This window comes from Arthrobacter sp. MYb227 (assembly GCF_002975435.1).
Taxonomy (GTDB): domain Bacteria; phylum Actinomycetota; class Actinomycetes; order Actinomycetales; family Micrococcaceae; genus Paeniglutamicibacter.
Genome location: NZ_PCPT01000003.1, coordinates 163,404 through 187,408 on the forward strand (window position 1 = coordinate 163,404; position 24,005 = coordinate 187,408).

The 24,005-nt window shown below is 54.4% G+C and carries 24 protein-coding genes; 17 read left to right on the top strand and 7 right to left on the bottom strand.

Annotated elements, in window-relative coordinates:
- Window positions 1-154 precede the first annotated feature (154 nt).
- Entirely contained in the window at window positions 155-1,657 is a 1,503-nt protein-coding gene (locus CQ018_RS08190; protein ID WP_105549506.1) for an amino acid permease, read from the bottom strand.
- Between the two features lie 207 nt (window positions 1,658-1,864).
- Here CQ018_RS08190 and CQ018_RS08195 point away from each other — a divergent pair, with 207 nt between their 5' ends.
- The gene (locus CQ018_RS08195; protein WP_105549507.1) at window positions 1,865-2,314 is read left to right on the top strand and encodes a carboxymuconolactone decarboxylase family protein; all 450 of its coding nucleotides are present in this window, start codon (window positions 1,865-1,867) and stop codon (window positions 2,312-2,314) included.
- A 43-nt stretch (window positions 2,315-2,357) separates the two neighbouring features.
- Here the strand turns inward: CQ018_RS08195 and CQ018_RS08200 are convergent, their stop codons facing one another.
- Entirely contained in the window at window positions 2,358-3,137 is a 780-nt protein-coding gene (locus CQ018_RS08200; RefSeq protein WP_105549508.1) for an alpha/beta fold hydrolase, read from the bottom strand.
- Window positions 3,138-3,271: 134 nt separating this feature from the next.
- Between CQ018_RS08200 and arfB the strand changes: the two genes are divergently transcribed.
- The 12 genes from arfB to CQ018_RS08260 all read left to right on the top strand — a co-directional run bounded on the left by arfB (window position 3,272) and on the right by CQ018_RS08260 (window position 13,947).
- Complete coding sequence (arfB, locus tag CQ018_RS08205) at window positions 3,272-3,694, top strand: alternative ribosome rescue aminoacyl-tRNA hydrolase ArfB (RefSeq protein WP_105549509.1); 423 nt, start codon at window positions 3,272-3,274, stop codon at window positions 3,692-3,694.
- Window positions 3,695-3,906: 212 nt separating this feature from the next.
- Entirely contained in the window at window positions 3,907-4,326 is a 420-nt protein-coding gene (locus tag CQ018_RS08210; RefSeq protein ID WP_105549510.1) for a hypothetical protein, read from the top strand.
- A 75-nt stretch (window positions 4,327-4,401) separates the two neighbouring features.
- Window positions 4,402-4,752 carry a zinc ribbon domain-containing protein YjdM gene (locus tag CQ018_RS08215; RefSeq protein ID WP_105549819.1) on the top strand — a complete coding sequence of 117 codons (351 nt, stop codon included), beginning with the start codon at window positions 4,402-4,404 and terminating at the stop codon, window positions 4,750-4,752.
- A 176-nt stretch (window positions 4,753-4,928) separates the two neighbouring features.
- On the top strand, window positions 4,929-5,990 hold the full coding sequence (locus CQ018_RS08220) for an NAD(P)/FAD-dependent oxidoreductase (protein ID WP_105549511.1): 1,062 nt from the start codon (window positions 4,929-4,931) through the stop codon (window positions 5,988-5,990).
- Window positions 5,991-6,109: 119 nt separating this feature from the next.
- Entirely contained in the window at window positions 6,110-6,925 is an 816-nt protein-coding gene (locus tag CQ018_RS08225; protein WP_105549512.1) for a YggS family pyridoxal phosphate-dependent enzyme, read from the top strand.
- 12 nt (window positions 6,926-6,937) lie between these two features.
- Window positions 6,938-7,750 carry a bifunctional hydroxymethylpyrimidine kinase/phosphomethylpyrimidine kinase gene (locus tag CQ018_RS08230; protein ID WP_105549513.1) on the top strand — a complete coding sequence of 271 codons (813 nt, stop codon included), beginning with the start codon at window positions 6,938-6,940 and terminating at the stop codon, window positions 7,748-7,750.
- Between the two features lie 37 nt (window positions 7,751-7,787).
- Window positions 7,788-8,243 carry a DIP1984 family protein gene (locus CQ018_RS08235; RefSeq protein ID WP_105549514.1) on the top strand — a complete coding sequence of 152 codons (456 nt, stop codon included), beginning with the start codon at window positions 7,788-7,790 and terminating at the stop codon, window positions 8,241-8,243.
- Window positions 8,244-9,003: 760 nt separating this feature from the next.
- Window positions 9,004-9,249: a glutaredoxin-like protein NrdH gene (gene nrdH / locus CQ018_RS08240; RefSeq protein ID WP_105549515.1), complete on the top strand. Its 246-nt coding sequence runs from the start codon at window positions 9,004-9,006 to the stop codon at window positions 9,247-9,249.
- Between the two features lie 50 nt (window positions 9,250-9,299).
- Window positions 9,300-9,779 carry a class Ib ribonucleoside-diphosphate reductase assembly flavoprotein NrdI gene (gene nrdI, locus CQ018_RS08245; protein WP_105549516.1) on the top strand — a complete coding sequence of 160 codons (480 nt, stop codon included), beginning with the start codon at window positions 9,300-9,302 and terminating at the stop codon, window positions 9,777-9,779.
- A gap of 17 nt (window positions 9,780-9,796) precedes the next feature.
- Window positions 9,797-11,917: a class 1b ribonucleoside-diphosphate reductase subunit alpha gene (nrdE, locus tag CQ018_RS08250; protein ID WP_105549820.1), complete on the top strand. Its 2,121-nt coding sequence runs from the start codon at window positions 9,797-9,799 to the stop codon at window positions 11,915-11,917.
- A gap of 134 nt (window positions 11,918-12,051) precedes the next feature.
- Window positions 12,052-13,032 carry a class 1b ribonucleoside-diphosphate reductase subunit beta gene (nrdF, locus tag CQ018_RS08255; protein WP_105549517.1) on the top strand — a complete coding sequence of 327 codons (981 nt, stop codon included), beginning with the start codon at window positions 12,052-12,054 and terminating at the stop codon, window positions 13,030-13,032.
- A 333-nt stretch (window positions 13,033-13,365) separates the two neighbouring features.
- Window positions 13,366-13,947: a dihydrofolate reductase family protein gene (locus CQ018_RS08260; RefSeq protein WP_105549518.1), complete on the top strand. Its 582-nt coding sequence runs from the start codon at window positions 13,366-13,368 to the stop codon at window positions 13,945-13,947.
- A gap of 158 nt (window positions 13,948-14,105) precedes the next feature.
- Here the strand turns inward: CQ018_RS08260 and CQ018_RS08265 are convergent, their stop codons facing one another.
- A complete protein-coding gene (locus CQ018_RS08265) occupies window positions 14,106-15,449 on the bottom strand; it encodes a hypothetical protein (protein ID WP_105549519.1) in 1,344 nt (447 codons plus the stop codon).
- A gap of 45 nt (window positions 15,450-15,494) precedes the next feature.
- Window positions 15,495-16,286, bottom strand: a complete 792-nt coding sequence (locus CQ018_RS08270) for an SGNH/GDSL hydrolase family protein (protein ID WP_181149796.1) — start codon at window positions 16,284-16,286, stop codon at window positions 15,495-15,497.
- A gap of 201 nt (window positions 16,287-16,487) precedes the next feature.
- On the opposite strand from CQ018_RS08270, the gene CQ018_RS08275 reads away from it, so the two are divergent.
- The 3 genes from CQ018_RS08275 to CQ018_RS08285 are packed head-to-tail and all read left to right on the top strand — an operon-like array spanning window position 16,488 to window position 19,453.
- A complete protein-coding gene (locus CQ018_RS08275) occupies window positions 16,488-17,183 on the top strand; it encodes a DNA alkylation repair protein (RefSeq protein ID WP_105549521.1) in 696 nt (231 codons plus the stop codon).
- Between the two features lie 15 nt (window positions 17,184-17,198).
- The gene (locus CQ018_RS08280) at window positions 17,199-18,299 is read left to right on the top strand and encodes a hypothetical protein (RefSeq protein WP_105549522.1); all 1,101 of its coding nucleotides are present in this window, start codon (window positions 17,199-17,201) and stop codon (window positions 18,297-18,299) included.
- Entirely contained in the window at window positions 18,296-19,453 is a 1,158-nt protein-coding gene (locus CQ018_RS08285; protein WP_105549523.1) for a hypothetical protein, read from the top strand. Before CQ018_RS08280 ends, CQ018_RS08285 begins: the two co-directional genes overlap by 4 nt.
- 50 nt (window positions 19,454-19,503) lie before the next feature.
- Here CQ018_RS08285 and CQ018_RS08290 read toward each other — a convergent pair whose 3' ends face one another.
- Together CQ018_RS08290 and CQ018_RS08295 are read right to left on the bottom strand one after the other, a co-directional pair.
- Entirely contained in the window at window positions 19,504-20,574 is a 1,071-nt protein-coding gene (locus CQ018_RS08290) for an alkene reductase (RefSeq protein WP_105549524.1), read from the bottom strand.
- 92 nt (window positions 20,575-20,666) lie between these two features.
- Window positions 20,667-21,269, bottom strand: a complete 603-nt coding sequence (locus CQ018_RS08295; protein WP_105549525.1) for a helix-turn-helix domain-containing protein — start codon at window positions 21,267-21,269, stop codon at window positions 20,667-20,669.
- A gap of 116 nt (window positions 21,270-21,385) precedes the next feature.
- On the opposite strand from CQ018_RS08295, the gene CQ018_RS08300 reads away from it, so the two are divergent.
- Window positions 21,386-22,363 (top strand): NAD(P)/FAD-dependent oxidoreductase, encoded by a 978-nt coding sequence (locus CQ018_RS08300; protein WP_105549526.1) that lies wholly within the window; start codon window positions 21,386-21,388, stop codon window positions 22,361-22,363.
- Window positions 22,364-22,388: 25 nt separating this feature from the next.
- On the opposite strand, the gene CQ018_RS08305 is transcribed toward CQ018_RS08300, so the two are convergent.
- Window positions 22,389-23,933, bottom strand: a complete 1,545-nt coding sequence (locus CQ018_RS08305) for a DUF4357 domain-containing protein (protein WP_105549527.1) — start codon at window positions 23,931-23,933, stop codon at window positions 22,389-22,391.
- Window positions 23,934-24,005: the final 72 nt, after the last annotated feature.

The following is a 24,005-nucleotide window of genomic DNA, read 5'->3' on the forward strand; positions in this document are numbered from 1 at the left end:
CAAAAACCAGCAGGAAGACGTGTCCGCTTGACTGTCCCTTGAATAGAAAGACTGTAACGAGTCGCACGGCCCACACCACGGCCAGACAGAGGGTGTATACCCAAAAGCTCCGTTGTCTGAACATGCTGAGTCATGTTTTCCGGCGAGCCCATGTTTATTGTCGATCGGTATGTGACTCTAGCGTGGGTGCATTGAGCCTGCTGTGCTTCCGCGAGTAAGCGAAGTAGACGATGAAGCCGATGATCAGCCAGATCACAAAACGGATCCAGGTTTCCAGTGCAAGGTTCAACATCAGGTAGAAGCACACGATGACCGAGGCAATAGGAATAACCGGAACCCACGGAACGCGGAAGGCACGTGGCAGATTTGGACGCGAGCGCCGCAACATCATCACTCCGATGGAGACGAGTACGAACGCGGCGAGGGTGCCGATGTTGACAAGTTCCGCGAGCGTTGAGAGGGGAACGAAGGTGGCAAGGATGGCAATCGGGATTGCCGCGAGAATGGTGAACCGGTATGGCGTACCAAATCGTGGATGAGTCTTAGCCAACCCGGCCGGTAGCAGCCCATCACGGGCCATCGCGAAGCCCACGCGGGTTTGCCCCAGGAATAGGATCATGCACACAACGATCAAACCGATACAGGCACCTATGGCAATTAAATCGCCCATTACCGGTAGCCCAGCATTCACAAAGGCAGTTGCCAATGGCGCACCGTCGGCAGGGTCGATGTCCTTATAACTTTGCATTCCGGTGATCACCAGCGATACCGCCATGTAGAGCACCGTGACGATAGCCAACGAACCAAAGATGCCGATGGGCATGTTTCGTTGTGGATTACGGGTCTCTTCGGCGGTCGTGGCGACCACATCAAATCCAATGAAAGCAAAAAATACCATTGCCGCTGCGGCGAAGACCCCGCCGATACCAAAGACACTTGGATCAAGACCAAAGATTGTCTGTACCAAAGGAAGGTGTAGCGCCCCGCCCGAGGACGCCGCGGGGGTCGAGGCCGGCGGAATGAATGGAACCCAGTTAGAAACATTGATGAAGAACGCACCAACAACGATCACTGCCAACACCACAAGGATTTTGATGGCCGTGACAACCTGGTTGATCCGGCTGGAGAGCTTGACTCCGGAGATCAGCACGATGCATAAGCCCACCACGAGTAGTCCTGCCGGTAAGTTCAACACGCCGTGTTCTGCGGTGGCGATTGCTTCGGGGATGGCAAAGGGGGTGTTATTGAGGACCACACCCAAGTATTGACTGAATGAGGTGGCAAGCGCCGCGGACCCAACAGTGAATTCCAGAATCAAATCCCAGCCAATGATCCAGGCCAAGAGCTCACCCATCGTTGCGTAGGTATAAGTGTAGGCGCTGCCGGCGGCAGGGACGCTGGAGGCTAGCTCCGCATAACAAAGGGCGGCCAGTCCACAGCCGAGCCCGGCAATGAGGAACGAAATGGAAATAGCGGGACCAGCGTTGGATGCAGCTGCCTGTCCGGTGAGCACGAAAATACCGGCACCAATGCTTACTCCAACGCCAAAAACTATTAGATCCAGTGCGCCAAGGTTTTTCTTGAGCTGGTGCCCGGGTTCCTCGGTTTCTGCCATCGTCTGTTCGATGGTCTTGGTACGGAAAATTCCCAACGACATGATGCACTCCTCCCATACACGTGCAAGTAGCTGTGCTGGGCAACAAATTACGCCCGCGACAGGTGAAGCGCATAGGGGAAATAGTCCTTGATTGGAGCTTTTGTGCGAATGTGATTTTGCAGTCGTTTTGCTACCGAAACCTTGAGTCCGTGTCATTGCAGCGAGAAGGTGGAATTACAGACTCCCAGCTATTGTTTCGGAGGAATCATGGATTCCCAACGCATCGAGATCCAACAGATCGATCCTGCCGCCTACCAACCAATGTTTGCCATGGAGAAATACATCCGTGCTGGGATCTTGGGCGAAAACCTCTTGGCGTTGATCAAGCTCCGGGCTTCGCAGATTAATGGTTGTGCGTATTGCCTGGACATGCAAGCGCGCGAAGGTAGGGAAGCCGGAGTTTCCCAGCGTTCCATGGACGTGCTGACGGGATGGCATGAAGCCAAGGAACTTTATTCTGCCCGTGAACAAGCAGCGTTGGCACTGACCGAGGCCGTCACTTTAATCAGTAAAAACGGGGTTTCACGGCAGGTGTGGGATTTCGTGAAAGATAAATTTTTCGAGCAGGAAACCGTTGAACTGCTGATGGCAATTTCGGCTATCAATGTTTGGAATCGGTTGGCCATTGCAACCCATCAGGCACTACCCAATCCTTAGTAGACGGATCTTGGAAACCGGGGTGCCCATTGGTAATGGGCTGCTAGGAAGCGAACGTGACTCCCGAAGCGATGGAAATGATTGCCTGAGCCACTACATCAGCGTCACGACGCAGGATCTGTAGGTGGTTCGAGTCAACAGTTGCCTGAACCCTTACCAACTTGTTGGCCTTGCAGGCGGTAGAAGCCGCGCTACGCATTAACAGCATTTCCTGGGAGGGTGAGCCCGGATGAGGCCCAGAACCGACGATCAGCAATGCCGGGCAATCCAAAACCTGGTAATCGGGAATCAATCCTGCATCAATCTCATCGAGTTCAACGACAAGTTCGGCCGCCTGATCGTGGGCCATCTTGGACAGAACTCCCAAGGCGCCGAGCGCCGCCATGGGTGCCCTGAGCAGCCGATATTGATGGCGGATACGACGTTGCGCTTTTTCGTGGAAAACGCGTATGGGAAATGCCCCATCAATCAGTACGATCCCGGCAACCGTGCCCGGATGGGTGGCGGCATGGCGCAGGGCAAGTGTTGCGCCATGGGACCAGCCCACCAAGATGGGTCGGGAAAGCTTTGCTGCCGAAACAACAGATCCAACGTCTTCTAGTGCTCCGGCGAACGAATAATCCGTGTGGCTGGGGGAGTGCCCGCGACCGCGAGCATCAAAGGTGACTGTGTGAAAATCTGTGGGTAGTGCTTGCAACACCTTGTGCCAGCTCTTGCTACCGGAAAATGCACCATTGAGGAAGAATACTTCGGGGCCCGTCCCCGATGAAACGGTATAGGAAATGACCGAGTCCTCACTACGGGCGATCCTTTTACTTGTCATTGCTACCCCACGAGGTTAGTACTTTTGTTATGAGTACGCTTGTGTTTTTCCTCTCTACTTTGGATGCTATGCCCGCATTCGACGCTAGGCAATGAATGGGGGCGCTGGGCAAGGTGGCATGGGATGCTTGAAGCATGGTTCTTGAAGTCTCAAAGACGCTGAGTATTCCGGCTGCCGAACTTAGCTGGAGGTTTTCACGCTCCTCGGGACCCGGTGGGCAGCACGTCAATACCTCGGATTCGCGTGTTGAACTCTCTTGGGATATTGCACATTCAGAGGTCCTTACAGATGTGCAACGGGAACGGGTTTTAGACCGACTCGATTCTCGCCTGATTGCCGGTGTGCTCACTATCGCCTCCTCAACTCAGCGTTCCCAGCTGCGCAATCGTGAGATTGCGTTGGAAAAACTGGCCGAGCTTATTGTTTTGGCGCTTGCACCGGGGCCCGCAAAACGCCGTGCAACAAAACCCACACGCGGATCGGTGAAACGAAGGCTTGCTGCCAAGGGTCGCCGATCGGAAACAAAGAAACAACGTCAGCGCCCCAGCTCCGACTAATCTTCCAGCTACGAGGTAGCTAGGAAGTTCTGGCTCGTGGATGGATATATTCGTTCCGATTGGCCGCAAATATTGTTGTCTAGGCACCGCACAATGAGCGGTTTAGTTCTCAAGAATGCATCGAGAGTTACCAAATGGTCGGGTTGTCACAGCTTGAAACATAAAATCCATTCACTGTACATACAGTGCTTTGGCAACGTAGGCTTGGGAACATGAGCGATTCGAAGAGGAAGCTGGCGGCAGGCGTGCAGTCAACGCCAACTTCTCAGAGCCCTGCTCATTTTGCCGTTGCAGCGCCGGGCCTAGATATTCGGGCCGACGCTACGACCAGTTGCTGTTCCCTACGAGGTTTGGTGCAGGACTCCACAGAATCTCGATGTAAATTAGGCAAGCTCAGCTTTTCCTTGCTCATTGCTTGTCCTGCCCTTATCGCGCTTGGACTGGTGATCTACGTCTTGCCGGTAGTTCTGTTTATGATTTCCGGGGGAGGGAGCATGAATAGTTTTGGCGAGTTGGCACAAGGGTTCACGATTCCTGCTCTCGTTGCGGTGGGCAGCGGAGTCCTTTGTTTGATCTTGGCGGCTATCGGCTACTTTGTAGTCCTTTTCAAGGTCAAAACCGAAGCTCTGTGATGGTCAGCACCAACGGGCACGCCGCACGCGAGCTCTTCTGAGCACGATTGAATAAAGCCACCTAAACTTATGGGCATGAGTGATGTTCTGCCAGCGTGCCCACAATGTTCAAGTCCCTACACCTACGAGATGGGCGCCCTCCTGGTATGCCCAGAATGCGCCCACGAGTGGTCGGCCGAGGTCGCCGAAGCCGATGAGCCACAGGAAACTGTGGTCAAGGATGCGGTTGGCAATGTGCTTGCCGATGGTGACACCGTATCGGTGATGAAAGACCTCAAAGTCAAGGGTCAGGCCCAGTCAATCAAGGTCGGTACCAAGGTGCGCAATATCCGCCTTGTCGATCCGATTGATGGCCACGATATTTCCTGCAAGGTTGATGGCTTTGGTCCCATGCACCTGAAATCCTCGGTTGTTAAGAAGGTCTAAGATTTCTTTAATGTCGGGTCCGTCAGCACTGATGACGGACCCGAAGCTAGGGTGCCCGAGCCACCGGATACCTCTAACGTACAAACTTCATGGCACTATTTCTACTTCGCTGCTTTCACGGAGCGTAGTCTAATAACCAGTAATAGATCTAAGCGCTCTGCCGGTTGGTGAACCCCATGAAAAGCATGATGGATACGGTAATTATTGGTGCTGGTCAATGCGGCTTGGCGATCGCATATCTCTTGCATCAACGCGATGAAGAATGCCTCGTGCTTGAGGGGAATTCGGAGCCGGGAAGCAGTTGGAGTCACCGCTGGGACTCCCTAGAGCTTTTTACACCAGCCGAACACGACGGGCTTCCGGGCAGTCGCTTCCCCGCCAAAAATGGTCTGTACCCCACCGCAAACCAAATGGTCGACTATTTGCAGCATTATGCACGGAATTTTCAATTACCGGTGCACACCAATGTTCAAGTCGGTAAGCTGCGCGTTGATCCTGCCGGTGGCTTTGAGTTAGAGACCGCGGATGGCCCAATTCATACCCGACGCGTAGTCGTCGCCACCGGTGGACATCAGATACCTCATATTCCGACCGTTGCCGAAAAGCTGGACGGTAGCATTCGGCAGCTGCATTCCAGTGACTACAAAAATCCAGACTCGGTGGCTAGCGGAGCAGTTGCAGTCATTGGGTTTGGAACCTCAGGAGCACAGATTGCCTGCGAGCTCGCAACAACCCATCCAGTGACTTTGTGTGGAACCCCTACACCGGAGGTTCCCGAACGGCTGATTCGTTACGCACCAGTACTTTATTGGTTTCTCATTCACCACATCCTGACCCGAGGAACTCCAGTCGGGCGAAAACTTGCAACGAAGATTGGCGATCATGGCTCACCGCTCATTAGAACCTCGGTGGCGGATACCGAAGCGGCTGGGGTGCTACGTGCGGGTCGTATCGAAGACGTACTTGATGGAGCGATGGTTACTGCTGAGGGCGAAAAGCTTGATGTAGCGACGGTAATCTGGGCCACAGGTTTTCGGGCAGACTTTTCCTGGATTGAAGGACTTCGCACCGATGCCTATGGTCTGCCAATCCATCACCGGGGGATTAGTGAGCAATTTCCCGGGCTTGGATTTATGGGATTGCCTTTTCAGTACGGACTAAGCTCTGGCATCATCGGTGGAGTTGCTCGCGACGCTGGGTATTTGGTGCGTCACTTGGCATTCTCGCGCGCCTCATAGGAGTTGCCCTTAGGGCGGAGCCGAACACAACATGCTAAGTTGGCGGTGGTGCATCCATGAAGGTTCATGGGTTTCATCGTGCCTTAATGGTTCCTTAGTGTGAAAGATTTCTCGCCCTCATGACTCAGTCAACTAATTCCTCCGGCCCGGCTGCTGAACACGCAAATTCGATCGAAGACTTCGAACACAACCTTGCCTCGATTAAACGCCGCATTGAAACAGCGGCGATCAAGGCCGGGCGTGACCCGGAATCGATCCGACTACTGCCAGTGAGTAAGACAGTTCCGGAAGATCGACTACGTTTGGCCATTGCTGCCGGAGCAACTTTCCTTGGTGAAAATAAGGTTCAGGAAGCTGCCCGTAAGGCAGAAAACCTCGCAGATATCCCAGGACTTAAGTTCTCCGTCATTGGAAACCTGCAAACGAATAAGGCTAAGTATGTTGCCCGGTTCGCCGACGAATTCCAGGCGCTAGATAACATCCGGCAGGCCGAAGCACTCCAGCGCCGCCTTGAACTTGAGGATCGTCAACTTGATGTCTTCGTTCAGGTGAACACCTCAAGCGAAGAAAGCAAATTTGGATTGGCGCCGGAGGCTGTCCAAGAATTCGTTGACCAGCTCCCACAATTTGATCGCTTGCACGTCAAGGGCCTGATGACTCTTGCTCTCTTTAGCGACGATAAAGAAGCGGTTCGTGCCTGCTTTATCCGTCTGCGCGAAATTCGCGACATGCTCCGTGAGACCGCCCCAGCTGGCATGAAGATTGAAGAGCTCTCCATGGGTATGAGTGGAGACTTTGAACTAGCAATCGAAGAAGGTGCAACTGTCGTACGCGTTGGGCAGGGAATCTTTGGTGCCAGAGCACTACCGGATAGCTACTACTGGCCTGGTTTTGCTGGTGAAAAGCCTGCTGCCAACACGCCAGCAGCCGAGTAAGCACTTCAAAGCATGAATCATTCGCTTCCCTATGAGCTTGACCAGCGCTCGGTAGCAGCCGTGGTCATCAGTTCTCAACTGGCCTTCGGCTCGGTGGGTAATAACGTTATCGCTCGACTTATCGAACGACACCACCACCGGGTGGTTGCCGTCCCGACGGTCTTGCTGAGCAATCTTCCGCATTACCCATCACTGGCCGGGGGAGCGATTGATGATGCTTGGCTCGCTGGAATCCTCGAGGAACTACTAGCCCGCGAGGTGCTGCTTAGTGCCACCTATGTTTGCGTCGGGTACTTAGCGCATCCTGGCCAAGCAAGGATCATCGGTGAATGGTTCACCCGACTCAAGTCAATGATCCCAAACATCCGACTCATAGTTGACCCAGCTATGGGAGATGATGATGTGGGCTTATACACCGCACCCGAAGTGGTAGAGGGGTATGCCGAGTTCTTGATGCCCTTGGCCACCGGAATGACACCTAACAACTTTGAGCTGGGCCTGCTTGCCAGTGTTGATTCGGGCGATGTCATCACCCGGGCACGCGGGATGCTTGGCAAAGAGTTGGAATGGGTCGCTGTCACCAGTGCCTCCGCAACGGAATCTGAGCAAAAGTTTGTGCGTACCCTGCTGGTTACCAAAGTCAATCACTGGGAAATCAATACGCCGTGGGTTGAAAGCCGAGCCAAGGGCGCAGGAGATCACTTCCTGGGCACTACAGTTGCCGGATTACTCGACGGGCTCGAGCTTGAAGCGGCGATGGAAATAGCAGCTACTGCCACCGCTCGTGCCTTGGCTGGAAAAGATCCAGACTTCGCCGCGCGTTAGGCGAGTGCTGACCATCCTTGATGCTTAGACTAAATCTATGAAATTAGCTGAGGCTTTGGCCCACCGAGCTGACATGAGCACCAGGATGAGCCAGCTGGCTGCACGTATTGAGCAAAACGTATTGGTTCAAGAAGGTGAGCAACCGGCAGAAGATCCGCTGGCATTGCTTGTAGAACATGATCGACTTGCCAATGATTTGCGTGAACTGATCCTACGGATCAACACCACGAATCTTGAGGTGAGCATTCCGGGGCACCAAAATATGACAGATGCGCTAGCGCACCGAGATGTCCTGCGTCTACAAGTTCGTCTGCGCCAGAGCGTTGCTCAGCGCGCCTCGGCACGATTTGATCGCAGTACTCGAAGTGAACTTCGCTACGTTTCAATCGTTGATGTTCCGCTGGTACGAACCGAGGCTGATGAGCTCTCCGCACAGCTTCGCGAGCTAGACACTCGTATACAGGAAGCAAATTGGCTCAACGACCTTCGATGAGCCCAAGCTATAACTAGATCGTAAAAGTCGGTAGTACCTCTCACAGGTGCGTGCGCAAGGCCCAACGCCATCCGGGCCTAATTGGATGGCTGCATTGGGATTGAAGGACCAATCCGCCGGGTCAATCCGGACACAGTTCACGTCCTTCACCGTGCACACCAGCACTGGGCTCTAAACGGGCATCACATCGCACAAATTATCACCACGCGCAGGCTTGTTAGTGGTACGAGGGTGGGTTCGGGGACAAAACGATCAAAATGTCGGTATCGAGCGCTAAATTTATGAGACGGCCAAAGGTCTGAACACTACCTATAGTGTTTGACCTCATTGAGGTACGCCACATGTTGTGGTTTATCCCAAGGAAAACGACACGCCGGAGCTGCTCGACACGCCAAAATTAATAACTTGAGCTATTCACTCCACAGCTTGTGGATACGGGAGGCGATTCATTGGATTCACGGGGTTTAAACAGCCCAACTTATCCACAGTGGGTGTGGACTACCTGTGGGGAGAATGACATACTTGTAATACATCATGTTGGGGTTGGAGCAAGCTCTGCCCACTAGATGTAGTATTGAAACCGCTGGCGAGGCCGAATGCTAAATCCCCCAAAAGTCGGGGAAGCGCATGAATCTCCGCCCCCCTCGAAGGCTGAAAATGCCCGGGGTCAGCTAGTTCCGGCAGGTACCCCGTTTGAGAGGTACTGCCGGAAGCCAGACACATAAAATACACAGATTTTTGCACGAGGGGATTTACGGACATGACCGTCACCGTTTACACGAAGCCAGCATGCGTACAGTGCAACGCAACTTACCGCGCACTGGACAAGAAGGGCATCGTCTACAAGAGCGTAGATATCTCAAAGGATCCTGAAGCCCTCGAGCGCGTACTTGCCATGGGCTACCAGCAGGCACCTGTCGTCATCACCGACGCCGATCACTGGTCGGGCTTCCGTCCGGACAAGATCGATGAGCTTGCAGCGGGTTTGTCCGTTGCAGTGGCCTAACCAGCCCGTTCCAAGCATTACCGAAAACAAGTAATATCGAGGCGATCACGATGCCTACTTCATCGTTGGCAACACCGATGCAAGATCACGCCCACGTGGCGGAGGTACTCACCAACAGCCGCTTGATCTACTTTTCCTCGGCCTCCGGTTACACACACCGGTTCGCCGAGAAGCTCGGGATTGATTCAGTTCGAATCCCGCTGCTAGCCAGAGAACCACAACTTGTGGCCACGGAGCCGTTCGTCCTTCTTCTTCCTACCTACGGTGGAGAAAAAGGGGAGCGATCGATTCCACCCCAGGTCGTGAAGTTCCTCAACGACGCACGCAATAGAAACCTATTGCGCGGTGTTGTGGGAGCCGGCAACACAAACTTTGGAACCACTTACTGCCTGGCGGCAATCAAGATTGCCGCCAAATGTAATGTTCCACTTCTTTACAAATTTGAACTCATGGGCACCCAAGAAGATGTGACCAGAGTTCGCGAAGGATTGGAAGTCTTTTGGACACGAATGTCGCGGAGCTCGAAGTGAAGCAGGATTCTAAAGAAATGCCTGCCGCTTTTCAGGGCTTGGGTTACCACGAACTGAACGCCATGCTGAACCTTTACGGTTCCGATGGCCGCATTCAGTTCGAGGCAGACCGTGCTGCAGCACGTCAGTACTTCTTGGAACACGTGAACAACAACACTGTGTTCTTCCATGACCTGGACGAGAAGCTTGAGTACTTGGTCAAGCACGAGTACTACGAGCGTGAAACCCTCGATCAGTACACCATGAACTTCATTCGCGATCTCTACCGCACCGCCTACGGCAAGAAGTTCCGCTTCGAAACCTTCCTGGGCGCCTTCAAGTTCTACACCTCCTATACGCTTAAGACCTTTGACGGCAAGCGTTACCTCGAGCGCTACGAAGACCGCGTCTGCATGGTTGCCTTGCACCTTGCCCGCGGTGATGAAGAAATGGCAATCGCTCTGGTCCACGAGATCATCGATGGCCGCTTCCAGCCGGCAACCCCGACGTTCCTGAACGCCGGTAAGGCCCAGCGCGGCGAGCTCGTTTCCTGCTTCCTGCTGCGCATCGAAGACAACATGGAATCAATCTCCCGTGGCATTAATTCCTCGTTGCAGCTTTCCAAGCGCGGCGGCGGTGTTGCCCTCTCGCTGACCAACGTTCGTGAACACGGGGCCCCGATCAAGCAGATCGAGAACCAGTCCTCGGGTGTTATCCCGGTGATGAAGCTTCTCGAAGACAGCTTCTCCTACGCCAACCAGCTTGGCGCACGTCAGGGTGCAGGTGCCGTCTACCTGAACGCACACCACCCGGACATCCTTCGCTTCTTGGATACCAAGCGCGAAAACGCCGATGAGAAGATCCGTATCAAGACCCTGTCCCTGGGCGTTGTGGTACCGGATATCACCTTTGATCTGGCACGCAAGAACGAGGACATGTACCTCTTCTCGCCATACGACATTGAAAAGGTTTACGGAGTTCCGTTCTCGGATATCTTCGTGACCCAGAAGTACTACGAGATGGTCGATGATGCACGCATCAAGAAGACCAAGATCAACGCTCGTGAGTTCTTCCAGACCCTGGCCGAGATCCAGTTCGAGTCCGGTTACCCGTACATCATGTTCGAAGATACGGTAAACCGCGAGAACCCGATCAAGGGCAAGATCTCCATGAGCAACCTGTGCTCGGAAATCCTCCAGGTCTCGACCCCGTCGATCTACAACGAAGACTTGAGCTACGAAACCGTGGGCAAGGATATTTCTTGCAACCTCGGTTCGATGAACATTGCCAAGGCCATGGACGGCAAGGATCTGGGTGCCTCGATCGAGACCGCTATTCGTGCGCTCTCGGCTGTTTCGGACATGTCCTACATCAACTCGGTTCCATCGATTGCTCAGGGTAATGCTCGCACCCACGCCATTGGTCTGGGACAGATGAACCTGCACGGTTACCTGGCTCGCGAACGCGTCTACTACGGCTCTGAGGAAGGTATTGATTTCACCAATATCTACTTCTACACCGTCGTTTACCACGCACTACGCGCCTCGAACAAGATCGCCATCGAAAAGCAGCAGACCTTCGACGGCTTCGAGGATTCGAAGTACGCAACCGGTGAATACTTCGATAAGTACACCGATCAGGCATGGGTTCCGGCTACCGAGCGCGTGAGCGAACTCTTTGCTGGCATCCACATCCCGACCCAGGATGACTGGCGTGAGCTGAAGGCTTCAATCATGGAGCACGGCATCTACAACCAGAACCTGCAGGCGGTCCCGCCGACCGGCTCAATTTCTTACATCAACAACTCGACCTCTTCCATCCACCCGGTGGCAGCGAAGATTGAGATCCGTAAGGAAGGCAAGATCGGCCGCGTGTACTACCCGGCTCCGTACCTGACCAACGACAACCTGGAGTACTACCAGGATGCCTACGAAATCGGTTACGAAAAGGTCATCGACACCTACGCCGCTGCAACCCAGCACGTTGACCAGGGCCTGTCCCTGACGCTGTTCTTCAAGGACACCGCAACCACGCGTGATATCAACAAGGCTCAGATCTACGCATGGCGCAAGGGAATCAAGACCCTTTACTACATACGCCTACGTCAGATGGCACTTGAAGGGACCGAGGTGGAGGGCTGCGTCTCATGCGCACTTTAATCGCTGTCGAATCACCACCGGTCGTCAGGTAGTAAAAGCCCTAAACACCGATCTGCGTACGACGGCGGGCATCCCACCCGCCGTCGTACGCACACCCGCAACAACCACAAACTTGAGTAAGAAGAGGGACGGAAATGACTGAGAAGCTTAAGCTGGCCGGCCACGTCGAAGCCATTAACTGGAACCGCATCCAGGACGAGAAGGACGTAGAAGTCTGGAACCGTCTATGCAATAACTTCTGGCTGCCGGAGAAGGTGCCGCTGTCCAACGATATTCAGTCCTGGGGCACGCTGACCGAAACCGAGAAGCTGCTGACCATGCGCGTCTTCACCGGTCTGACCCTGCTTGACACCCTGCAGGGCACCGTGGGCGCGGTCTCGCTGATCCCAGATGCCATGACCCCGCACGAAGAAGCCGTGTACACCAACATTGCCTTCATGGAATCAGTGCACGCCAAGTCCTACTCCTCGATCTTCTCCACTTTGGCTTCCACCAAGGAAATCGATGAGGCATTCCGCTGGTCCGCCGAGAATGTGAACCTTCAGAAGAAGGCTCAGATCATCGAGAGCTACTACTACGGCGATGACCCGCTCAAGCGCAAGATTGCCTCGACGCTGCTCGAGTCTTTCCTCTTCTACTCCGGCTTCTACCTGCCGATGTACTGGTCTTCACGCGCCAAGCTGACCAACACCGCTGACCTGATCCGTTTGATCATCCGCGATGAGGCAGTACACGGTTACTACATTGGCTACAAGTTCCAGCGGAACCTTGAAGTTGAGGGCATCACCGAAGAGCGCAAGCAGGAGCTGAAGGATTACACCTTCGAGCTGCTTTACGAACTCTACGAAAACGAAGTTCAGTACACCCACGACCTGTACGACGGTGTCGGCCTGGCCGAGGACGTTAAGAAGTTCCTGCACTACAACGCCAACAAGGCGCTGATGAACCTTGGTTACGAGGCAATGTTCCCGGCATCGGTCACCGATGTTAACCCGGCGATCCTTTCGGCACTGAGCCCGAACGCCGACGAGAACCACGACTTCTTCTCCGGTTCGGGTTCCTCCTACGTCATTGGTAAGGCAGTAAACACCGAAGATGAGGACTGGGACTTCTAAGTCCTTATAACACCCTCGTTGTCATGAAGGGCGCTAGCATCCACTCAAGGAAGCTAGCGCCCTTCAGTGCGTTCTGCGCGCGATGAATGCCCACTAATTGCCTTCATCTAATGTGCCGCTCATGAGAATTGGAACTACGGGCAGTAACTGCCTTGGTATTTTTCGTCGAGATCAAGGCCGCGCCAAGTGCATAAGCGTCGAAACGTTAGCTCGGTACCGACAGTACAGCGGTTGCCCATTGTCGCGGATGCCGAACTTTTGTTTGGATTATGAATCGTTTGAAGCCGTGCGAGAGTACAATTTGGGGCATCCTGAAACAAAGGAATACCCCCCATGGGCAAGGTAGTCATGTACGCCTCGGTATCGCTTGACGGCTTCATCGCGGATCAAAACGACCAACCCGGAGCGCTGTTTGATTGGCTGACCACTGGTGATGTTCCGTTGGATGAGAGTGGCATGCTAATGGTCTCCCAGAGCTCCTACGACTATATTCGGGCGTACTGGGACCATATCGGGGTAACGATCGTCGGCCGGCATGTTTTTGATTTGACTGACGGTTGGGATGGGCACCCTCCGAGTGGAATTGACCACGTGATCGTGGTGACTCACCGGCCGGTCCCGGATGCGTGGGACCCGCAGGCACCGTTTTATTTTGTTGACGGCGTGGAGGCAGCCGTGGCAAGAGCTCAGGAACTCGCGGGGGATCGCATCGTTGAGGTTGCAGCCGGGGATGTAGGTGGCCAAGTTCTTGCAGCAGGTCTTATCGATGAAATTCGCATGGACGTCGCACCCGTTGTGTTTGGATCTGGCAAGAAATACTTCGGGTCTTTTAAAGCACAGCAGCTGTTGAAAGATCCCGACGAGGTGATTCAGGGCAACCGGGTGCTTCACCTGCGATATGCGGTGCGCCGTTGAAGAATCGGAGCTGACGGTCGGATTAGCCTGCGACGAACAACGAAACACGAATGGTGCGGCCATCCCGCAAGATGCGCTTTGATCCGCATTATTTCAATATGTTTCTTAACCGCGTACTGTCGATTCATTTAACCCGCGGCGGGCACAAATCATATATCTCAGGAATTGAGCGACCGAAGCTTCTGGCTGGTTGGCTCAAACCAAGCTCGCCCATGTGTGTAGCGCACAGCCTGACCATCGAAACCTGCAAGACGTAAGTCGATGGTATCGAATACGCCGCCCTGGGGTCGGGAAGGACCATGACCGTAGTCCCATGCTTCCTGCTTTCCGCGTTCGTCGACGAGTTCGTCCCAAGCAAGGCGGATATCAATCTTGGTACCTGACTTTACGGCTGCCAGACCGGTAAAACCATGTCCGGAATATCCAAGCAAGAGACTTCGATCCGCATCAGCGATATTGCTCAGGGGCAGCAATGTGTCTTCATCCCACAGCCATACAGCGGTAACCGCGGCGCGGAACTCGGTGTGGTCCAGTGAATTGATTGCATCGATTCCATGGGCCGGGCAGTACACGCTGGGCTCAATTCCGTATTCAAGGAGACAGTCGTCGTCACCTTCGTATTCGGGATTTGCTCTAAGATGTTCCATCAGGCAAGTGCAGTCGGTCGCTTTGTCCATGACCTCGCTGGGGATGGAGCTATTGTCGTGAAATCGTATCTGCGGGAGCGGTTCCACCGGGCCAGCATCGGAGGGGATGACCCACAGATTATTACCGCAGAACGAGCGCGAAAATATGCGCCAGACAAATCTTCCCCACAAGATTGGCGCCAGGATACTTGCCGCCAGAGCCCCTGCGGCGAAGAAATCAGAGACGCTCTCTTCTTGAAGTTCTTGGTAGGTGAGCCCTTGTTCATCGGCAAAACTCATGTAGGTGAAAACCCACGATGCCACTGCTGCAATACTTGAGATCAGCGCAGGGAGGGTGCTCTTGAGTAGGATGCGACGGATCGTGGATTGTGCACTAGCACTGATGATCGCGGTCTCTGCGGTAGCGCAGGCGTGTGCCAAGGCACTGACCACAAGAACTTCTCGTACAGAATCCCGTAGTTGGATAGCGAACCATAAGGAGGCGAGAATTGCTCCCGCCCACCAGAATGGTGCGCTTGCGTAGCCATCAAGCATGTGCGGAACCGCGGCGCAAGCAAGCACCAGGGGAGCTGTTGGCACCGCCAAGCGTCCCATCGCCCAACCACCCAGTGAGAATGCAACTGCCAAATACAGCCCGGCCAAACCATACATATCTATAGTGCGATACGGGCCAAGAAACGCATCCTCGTCAAAGGTCGCCCAACCCCGGTCAACAACGAACGCGGCGATGGTGGTGAGTAGGGCAATGGAAACGGCAACCACATTTTGGCGTAGCTTTGTCTGCCGCCGGGGTAATCCCTGCCAAGCTTCGGCGGAAGGCCTGACGAAGGTGTATGTCGTGCTTGAGGTGGGCATACGGTAATTCTTGCATCGAGAGGCTACCGTTGGGTGGCATTGGGCCTAGTCAAGATGCTCGGGTCGGGGAAGTTTTGCCGTGGGGACTTCAGTGCTGCGATGTGGAGCAGCAGCCCGTAACAGCCAAGGAATCAAGTACTTCCCTGTCCAAGCCAGGTCTTGGGCTCGAGCCTCTCGCCAGTGCAAGGGTATTTGCGGTTCCGGCTTTAAGAGGCAACCCGGGTCTATCTTGCCAAGAATGCTCAGCACCAGAGCAGTCACGCATTCGTGTCCGGCACGTGAGAGGTGGAGCCTGTCGGTGTCCCACATGTGAGGATCATGCAAGGCACGTAACGCCCACAAATCGACAACCAGAACTCCTAACCTCTTGGCAATCGAACGCAGATTCTCATTGAACGTAGCTACCCGGGCACGCAACAGACCTAGCACCGTATGTGGGCCAGAATCTGGGCCGATGAAAAGCAATACCGTTGCGCCGGTGAGAAGTATTTTGCGCAGGGCAGGTTCAATGAGTTCGGCGAGTTTGTCCGGGTCAGCTGATGGTTTAATCAGGTCGTTGCCGCCTGCCTGAAATGACACAAGGTCTGGTTCCAGTGCGAGAGCCTCATCAAGCTGCGAATCAATGACATCGCGTACGCCCAGTCCCTGGATGGCTAAGTTGGCGTAGTCAAAATCGGGGTTAGCCTTGCCCAGAGCCTCGGCTACCCGGTCTGCCCAGCCTCGAAATCCACCGGGACTTTCCGGTGAAGGGTCACCGAATCCTTCGGTGAATGAGTCGCCGATGGCGACGTATCGCTGCCAATGACGTGCTGTGAGATCGAAAACTGGCGAGGGCATTCGAGTACTCCGTTCTGCACGGTTCATGGAAATGTAGTTCATGTCGTCAAAACAACCTCGCTCTTAGTGCATACCCGCGAGAGTCCTGCGGACAAGTGGCCAAAGTCCCTGATGCCGGTACGGGCACCGGTCATGCACACCAAAATGGCAGTTCCATCCAATAGGGTGGGTTCCAAGAACGAAGACATAAGGAGCCGTATCATGGCAGAGATTTCAGTAATCACCCCGGCCAGCAGCGTAGAAGAGATCCAGACTGTTTTGGCTGGATTACATGACGAACGTATGCTCACAGTCAATCTAAAACAGGGCAATGACTATGGTGTGAATCTGACCAAGCTACGTGCGGTTGCTAAGGCGCTGAAAAGTAACCAGGAATTGGCTATTCAGCTGTGGAATACGCAGGAGACTGCTACCAGGCTATTGGCGTTGTTGATTTGCAAGCCGAAGGCCTTTTCTTTCGAACAGCTTGATGTCATGTTGCGCGAGTCCGTGGTTCCCAAGGTGCAGGACTGGTTTGTGAATTACGTGGTGAAGAAGAGCAAATACTGCGAAGACCTTCGAGTTCTGTGGTTCAGCGATGCCGATCCCGTTGTAGCAAGTGCCGGTTGGGAACTTACCGTGATGCAGGTGTCTAAGAACCCCGAGATGCTGGATCTTTCGGGGTTATTGGACACCATTGAAACTCAGATGAAGGATGCTCCGGAGCGTTTGCAATGGGCAATGAACCATACTCTGGCCGAAATCGGTATCGTGCATCCGGATCTCCGCGAACGAGCTCTAGCCATCGGGGAAAGGTTGCAGGTTCTTGCCGACTATCCGACGCCGCCCGGTTGCACCTCACCGTTTGCCCCAAGCTGGATCAACGAGATCGTCAGACGCCAAGAACAGCCGGCCTAAAACTACACTGGGAGTATGACGTTGATTCCAACGCACCAGATCACTATTGCTGAGACGGAATTCCTTTTTGATCGGGCGCTGCCCGTCATGGTGTTGCGGCGCGCCGGAAAGCAAGAGCGCGTGGTGAGCTGGCCGGACCTCAACTTGGGAGTAGTTGCTCCCGAGGTTACTCTGCTCAACGTCGAGGCGGGCGTCTGGGTGATCTATGGATGTGGTTCGGATGGAGATGAAGAAGAATTTGGGATTCTCTACGAACCACAGTGCCTAGTCGCCGTGTGGGTGGGCCTTGATGGAACTCATGAATCCTTCACAGCCCCGGGGCATCGTGTACTGGGGGCAACACGAGAAGGACTTTGGAGCGCACCTAATCTATTGCCACAATTCGATGAAAAGTACTTCGGTGGCCCGCTGCCGGCCGGCTGGTCTTCTCCAACACCCATGCTGCTTCATGCTCTAGGGCAGAAGGCGAGAAGCATCATTGCCGACAGGTACGTTCTTGAGATAGCCGAGGATTCACGCGGCACGGTTGTGTATATGAATCCATCACCACCGGTCGTGTTTAATGATTCAACGGGAAGCACATACTCCTACAGAAGCACCGCATTGGTGCTGGGTGGGATGAAGGAGATTCCAGACCAGTTGAACTTCCGTGATTTTGTTCCTGACGGGTGGGGAACGAAGGAAGATGCACCAGAAATCATTCAGGGTATTCCCGAAGTTCTGCAACGCCACCAAGAGGTGATTATCGCCGAAGCAGACAAGATCCAGTGGAAGTCAACCTTCCTGAGTAACGAACAACAAGAAGCTGCCGTCCGGCTCCTGAACGAACAATTTCCACACAACAGCTATTGGAATCCCGTACCGGATACAAAGATTGGTTATGGCCCACGAGATACCCGGGTATGGGTGGAAGATAGCTGGCCGGAAACTCGCCTCATGGTTGAGGTGACGCATCCGAGCTTTGTCGAGGGCAGGATTCGGCGTACCTACCGTGTATTTGACCGAGCCGGACGCGTTGATGTGGATCGCTACGCGAGTGTGTGGTTTGCAGAAGATCTAGATACCTGCAGTCTCCCGAGCATGGGAACCATTCGTGATGGCGTACTTGAAGGATGACCTGCGATGAAGCAGATATTGTTGATGATGTGAGCACACTGATGAAGCCGTTGCCACGAGTCACAATCGATGGCACAACTTTCCTGGTTGATGAAGAAAAGCCCGTGGCCTTGGTACAGCGATCGGGTAAGCCAGATGTTTTTCATACGTGGCCGGCGTTGGAAATGGGAATCCTCGCGCCCTATCTGAGGCTTTTCGAAGGGCCGGATGCCCTCTGGGTGTGTTACTCCTGGGCCAGTGACGGGGAGCATGATGACTTCGCTGCGTTGAATGAAGATTCAGGTGTCGCCGTGGTGAGACTTGGCATCGATGGATCCATGGGCATACTCACCCTTGATGACGCATCGATCGCTGGTGCCACCGCGCAGGGACTCTGGACCAGCTCACGTAGCACTGAGGAACTTGATGATGACTACCGCGGTGATGAACTGCCCGCCGAATGGTGCACCCCAACAACTTTGCAAGTTCATGCACCGGGCATTGAAACCCGTAGCCTTCAGATCGATAGGTACGTCGTTGCGGTACGTGAGGAATCCTCGGGGCTCGTCATCTTTGTGAATCCATCACCACCACTAGCGCTTCCAGACCATCATGGCGGCATGAGCTATCACTACCGCTGTACCGCCTTGGAGCTAGGGCACCTGTCGGAACTGCCGCAGGAAATCCGTTTCAGGGATTTTGTTCCCCGCGGTTGGGGACCGGAGCTATCCGCCAAGCGCCTGGGGCTTGAATATGATCCATGGGGAACTCCCACCGAAGATGCAATCGTAGATCTATCAAACATCGAAGACACCGCATGGAAAAAGGCGGTGCTTTCCCAAGAACAAATCGACGGCGCGGTAGAAGCGATTGCTCGCCAATTCCGCGATGCAGATCATTACTGGAACACCGAGAACGGAACAACTGTCCCGCTGTCAAATGGCCTGAGCCAGACAGAAGTCAACGTGGTGGGTAGCTGGCCGGAGAGCACTGTGATCCTCACGTTCAATTACCGATACCGACCGGGAGTTAGGCTCCGCAGAACTTTGCGGGTCTTTGACGATTCCGGACGCGTTCAGCTAAACCCCTATGCCTCAATCCACCTGATGGAAGACCTCGATACCAAGGACTTGCCAGCGCTGAGCGAAGCACGTGGAGGTTTTCTTGATATCTAGAGTTTGGTAAATCTGGTGGTGGCGGAGTCAACCCGCCGCCACCACGACTTCTAGTTCTGGTGGAACGGGTAGTCGGTGTAGCCCCTGGCATCGGGACCATAGAACGTTGAGGCATCGGGCTCGTTCAGCGGTAGATCTTCGCTCCAACGCCGCACCAAATCGGGATTGGCAATAACGGGGCGGCCGACCACCACGGCATCGGCAAGGTCCTGGGACATAAGACCAAGCGCCTCATCTCGCGTGGTGATGACACCAAAGCCGGTATTGAGCAAGAAGGTTCCACCGAAGCGCACACGCAAATCCTGTACCAAGGCGCTCGCCGGATCCTTGTGTAGGACGCTGAGGTAGGCAAGGTTCAATGGGGCAATGGCATCTACCAAAGTGCCGTAGGTTTCGCGCACATCGGCAGGATTATTTTCGAGGGTGCCTTGGACATCATGTTCGGGGGAGATGCGTAAGCCAACGCGGTCGGCACCGATTGCTTCGGCAACCGCTCGTACCACCTCGATGACGAAGCGAGCACGGTTGGCGGCGGTTCCTCCATAGTTATCGGTGCGCGTATTCGAGTTTGGCGCCAGAAATTCATGGAGTAGGTAACCGTTGGCACCATGGAGTTCTACGCCGTCAAAGCCTGCAGCTATTGCATTGCGGGATGCCGTGACAAACTCTTCAAGAACTCCGGCAAGTTCTGTGCTCTCCAATGCGTGTGGAACCGGGTAGGGCAGCTTGCCCTCATAGGTGCGGGTTTCACCATCGATGGCAAGTGCGCTGGGTGCCACGATTTGGTGACCACCGGTGGTTGCTTCGTGGCTGACCCGTCCTGCGTGCATGACCTGAGCAAAGATACGGCCACCTGCATCATGGACGGCATCGGTGACGCACTTCCAACCTGCGAGCTGCTGATCGGTGACAAGTCCTGGCTGGCCGGGAAAGCCTCGCCCCGCGTGGCTCGGATAGGTACCCTCGGAAACGATAAGCCCAAGGCTGGCACGCTGCCGGTAGTGTTCTACGAGCAGATCACCAGGGATACCGGCTTCACCGGCGCGGATCCGGGTCAGCGGGGCCATGACTAAGCGGTTAGGAAGATCAAGTGAGCCAAGTTTTAGCGGTGAGAAAAGCATGAGGGTGGGGGATCCTTTCGGGTTGCCTTCAAACAGTGGGTAACTCTCGATGGCCCGTAATTATTTCAGCCGCACTCAATGGCTCTGGAAAGTCAGTTGCTTTTCGGGGATTTACTGACGGGTTTGGCGCGTACGTGCATGCGTTCGCCTTGCGGCCCAAAGAGCGTGAGAAACTCGACGGCTTCAGAGTTGGCACGGCCAAACCAATGTGGGGTTTTGGTATTAAATTCTGCGGCTTCTCCAGATTTGAGCGTGATGTCATGATCGCCAAGGCACAGGCGGAGCTTACCTTTAAGCACGTAAATCCATTCGTAGCCTTCATGGGTACGTAAATCCGGGATGGTGCGGTCCGAGCCTGCAGGTAGCAAATGCTTAAATGCCTGCAATCCGCTTCCCGAACCTCGACTTAGCGGCAGGACGGTCATGCCATTGCTCTTGATTGGTTTGATATGGATTCGGGGGTCGCCCGTTGCCGGTGCACCGACCAGATCATCTAGCGGAACTTGGTGGGCGCGGGCCAAAGGAAGCAATTGTTCAAGTGTTGGGCGTCGCTGACCGGACTCCAGCCGAGAAAGTGTGCTTAGCGATATTCCGGTCTGGCTCGAGAGCTCTTGAAGAGTTGTATTTGATGCGGTGCGCAAGGCCTTGAGCCGTGGGCCCACCAACGCGAGAGTTTCATCAATGTCGGATTCCATAATATCTAGTTTGCCATACCGGCAAAAAGCTTTGCCCAAACGGCATCATGGGGTGCACAGTTGAAATACGCGGATAACGGATCCGCGATCATAGCTATTCTAGGAGTAACCGAACCATGGAGAAGTCAGTAAGCGACCAAACAACACCACACTATGATGTTGCAATCATTGGTGGGGGAGCAGCTGGACTGAGCGCCGCACAAGCTCTGGGTCGATCCCTGCGCAAGGTGTTGGTTATCGACGCGGGAAACCCACGCAACGCACCTGCCCACGCAATGCACAACTTCCTTTCCCGAGACGGAATGAACCCACTTGAACTGCTGGCCGTGGGCCGCGAAGAATTGGGAACCTATGATGTGGACATAGTTTCCGGAACGGTTCTGGATATTAGGCGCACCGAGCAGGGATTTGAACTCTCATTACCCAACGGAACCCCTGCCATTGCTCGCCGCGTGATTCTTGCCGCTGGTCTGCGTGACATACTCCCGGTAATCGACGGGGTGAAGGAACACTGGGGTAATAATGTGTTGCACTGCCCGTACTGCCATGGCTGGGAAGTACGCGGCAAACAGCTAGGAATCAATGACAGTGACTTTGCGGCACACCAAGCACTCATGTTCACCCAATGGAGTGACTCGGTGACGCTCTTCAAGTCCCCGCAGCGAGTTTTGGGAACCGAAGAAACCGAGCAACTTTTAGCGCGCGGCGTACACATTGTTGAAGGAACTATTTCTTCGATCCTAGGCACCGCTGACTCGCTAAGTGCAGCGGTTCTGACCGATGGTAGCGAATACCCCATCGAAGCGCTTGTCATTATGCCAAAGATGGAAGCCGATCTGAGCGCTGTCGCCTCGCTCGGGCTGGAAATCAGCGAGCATCCCATGGGCCTGGTGCCTTATGTAGAAGTGGATGTCATGGGGCAAAGCCCGGTTCCCGGACTGTGGGTTGCCGGATCACTCGCGGATCCAAAAATGCAGGTGATTATGGCAGCAGCCAGCGGCCTGGCTGTGGGTGCAGCAGTGAATGCCGATCTTATGGCCGAGGAAACACGGGCAGCGGTGGAACTCATGCGAGCAACCACCGTGGCTCGGTAATTGAGCTTGCGTCCACCGGATGGGCTCAGGAATCCGGGGTACCTTGTGCAACAGCCGAGGGTGAGATGCGCCGCCATTCCGAACGACTCAGCGCCTTGGCTTTAATGACACGGGTGGCGGCGGCAAGCGAGATGAATGCGTGGTCTTGGATGAAGACAAGATATCCATCCGCTTCGCTATGTTCCAAGACCCCTGCAGAAATCAGCTGACTACGCAGCGTGGTTGTATGTAGCGAAACACTTACGTGGGTTTGCGCCTTGGCCAGTGAATCCTTGAGAATAACAGTGGTTCCGTCCTCCATGACGTGAGCCATTGCATGGAGTCGGCCCGCAGTCCCAAGCTCATGTGTGGGCGAATACACGCCGCAAATGGGGATGGGCGATTGCCTGGTAGACCGAGGTACACTGCTCACTTCTTGGTGATGCTCGGTGGTGAGCCTGAGCAATTGCGTGGTGAGCCTACTGCGTGAACGTATCAACACGAACAAGCTCACCGCAAAGGTCACCAACAGGGGGAGCGAGGCGGCCAGCCATGCTACTTGTCCATCGTAGGGAGTCTCGAGTGAATTAGGATGTAGCGCACCAATGGTTGGCACCAGAGCAATGACAGAAATGACCAGGCCGATGGCTCCATAAGCGTAAGACTTTTGTTTTTCGAATCTGTCCTGAAGCTTATGGACTTGCTCTTCTTTATCAGCGAGTGCGGCATCAAGAAGGCGTTGCCGATCTTCTGTGAGTAAGCGTTCGCGGTTTGCTGCTTCGCGGGCTTCTTCGAGGGAGCCTTCCCGTTGTTTGGCCAAGGATTGTTGGAGCACCGGGATAGTTGTTGTTGCTTCTCGATGCAGAATGGCTAGGCGCTGAACACTGCGCGTAATGCCACCGAGGTCGGTTTGATGAGCAGATTTTTGCGTACTCAGCGTGATGTGCGCATGGATGATGCTGTGTAGCAGCGCGGTACCCCAAGCCTGCCACGCGGAGAATTCACTTTCCTCACCGTTTATCGGACCCGCGGACCATTGCCGAAATTCATGGCTCAGCCTAGTGATATTTGTTTCTATCGCTAGTTCCAGAATCTGGGTTGGCGGATCTAAATCCGGGTCGATTTGCCGTATGGCGGCAGGGTCGATGTCGAGTGCAGGAGATTCGATGAATAGACGGCTCCACGAGACAGGGCTGCCTGGAGCGCCCGTCTCTGGGCCGAGAATGGAAGAAGGAACCAGCGGCACCTCGGGGAAGAGCTCAAAGACGCTTTGAGAACTACGACCGAGGATATCTAGCGCGCGGTCAACTACTTCTTGAAGATCGGCGCGGCTGATTTCGCTGGTGCCCGGTACAGCAAGTTGTACGTTTGATTCGATTGAAACAACCGGGCAACATCCTTGAATCCACCACAGCTCCACGGTAAAAGATTCCGAGGTGTTTGGAGTGTTTGACGTAACTTTTGCTGTTGGCTGTAGCGGTGTGCCGGGATATAGGAATGTCGAGAGATGGATTGGCTCATGTGAGGTTCCGAGTCGGTGCTGTCCAAAATCTGGATCATGCACCAAATTTACCGCGAATGCGATTTTCACAGGGGGTCCCTCCTGAAATGATGGTTGAGAACATCCTAGTCCCGAAGCCTTTTTAAGGGTTCAAAACGCTCT

Excerpts from the sequence above, each read along its gene's own strand:
- nrdI (WP_105549516.1), top strand. The coding sequence starts at position 9,300 with ATGCCTACTTCATCGTTGGCAACACCGATGCAAGATCACGCCCACGTG.
- CQ018_RS08190 (WP_105549506.1), bottom strand. The coding sequence starts at position 1,657 with ATGTCGTTGGGAATTTTCCGTACCAAGACCATCGAACAGACGATGGCA.
- CQ018_RS08235 (WP_105549514.1), top strand. The coding sequence starts at position 7,788 with ATGAAATTAGCTGAGGCTTTGGCCCACCGAGCTGACATGAGCACCAGG.
- CQ018_RS08295 (WP_105549525.1), bottom strand. The coding sequence starts at position 21,269 with ATGGAATCCGACATTGATGAAACTCTCGCGTTGGTGGGCCCACGGCTC.
- CQ018_RS08270 (WP_181149796.1), bottom strand. The coding sequence starts at position 16,286 with ATGCCCTCGCCAGTTTTCGATCTCACAGCACGTCATTGGCAGCGATAC.
- arfB (WP_105549509.1), top strand. The coding sequence starts at position 3,272 with ATGGTTCTTGAAGTCTCAAAGACGCTGAGTATTCCGGCTGCCGAACTT.
- CQ018_RS08230 (WP_105549513.1), top strand. The coding sequence starts at position 6,938 with ATGAATCATTCGCTTCCCTATGAGCTTGACCAGCGCTCGGTAGCAGCC.
- CQ018_RS08260 (WP_105549518.1), top strand. The coding sequence starts at position 13,366 with ATGGGCAAGGTAGTCATGTACGCCTCGGTATCGCTTGACGGCTTCATC.
- CQ018_RS08280 (WP_105549522.1), top strand. The coding sequence starts at position 17,199 with ATGACGTTGATTCCAACGCACCAGATCACTATTGCTGAGACGGAATTC.
- CQ018_RS08285 (WP_105549523.1), top strand. The coding sequence starts at position 18,296 with ATGACCTGCGATGAAGCAGATATTGTTGATGATGTGAGCACACTGATG.
- nrdF (WP_105549517.1), top strand. The coding sequence starts at position 12,052 with ATGACTGAGAAGCTTAAGCTGGCCGGCCACGTCGAAGCCATTAACTGG.
- CQ018_RS08275 (WP_105549521.1), top strand. The coding sequence starts at position 16,488 with ATGGCAGAGATTTCAGTAATCACCCCGGCCAGCAGCGTAGAAGAGATC.
- CQ018_RS08195 (WP_105549507.1), top strand. The coding sequence starts at position 1,865 with ATGGATTCCCAACGCATCGAGATCCAACAGATCGATCCTGCCGCCTAC.
- CQ018_RS08215 (WP_105549819.1), top strand. The coding sequence starts at position 4,402 with ATGAGTGATGTTCTGCCAGCGTGCCCACAATGTTCAAGTCCCTACACC.
- nrdH (WP_105549515.1), top strand. The coding sequence starts at position 9,004 with ATGACCGTCACCGTTTACACGAAGCCAGCATGCGTACAGTGCAACGCA.
- CQ018_RS08265 (WP_105549519.1), bottom strand. The coding sequence starts at position 15,449 with ATGCCCACCTCAAGCACGACATACACCTTCGTCAGGCCTTCCGCCGAA.
- CQ018_RS08300 (WP_105549526.1), top strand. The coding sequence starts at position 21,386 with ATGGAGAAGTCAGTAAGCGACCAAACAACACCACACTATGATGTTGCA.
- CQ018_RS08200 (WP_105549508.1), bottom strand. The coding sequence starts at position 3,137 with ATGACAAGTAAAAGGATCGCCCGTAGTGAGGACTCGGTCATTTCCTAT.
- CQ018_RS08225 (WP_105549512.1), top strand. The coding sequence starts at position 6,110 with ATGACTCAGTCAACTAATTCCTCCGGCCCGGCTGCTGAACACGCAAAT.
- CQ018_RS08220 (WP_105549511.1), top strand. The coding sequence starts at position 4,929 with ATGAAAAGCATGATGGATACGGTAATTATTGGTGCTGGTCAATGCGGC.
- CQ018_RS08210 (WP_105549510.1), top strand. The coding sequence starts at position 3,907 with ATGAGCGATTCGAAGAGGAAGCTGGCGGCAGGCGTGCAGTCAACGCCA.
- nrdE (WP_105549820.1), top strand. The coding sequence starts at position 9,797 with ATGCCTGCCGCTTTTCAGGGCTTGGGTTACCACGAACTGAACGCCATG.
- CQ018_RS08290 (WP_105549524.1), bottom strand. The coding sequence starts at position 20,574 with ATGCTTTTCTCACCGCTAAAACTTGGCTCACTTGATCTTCCTAACCGC.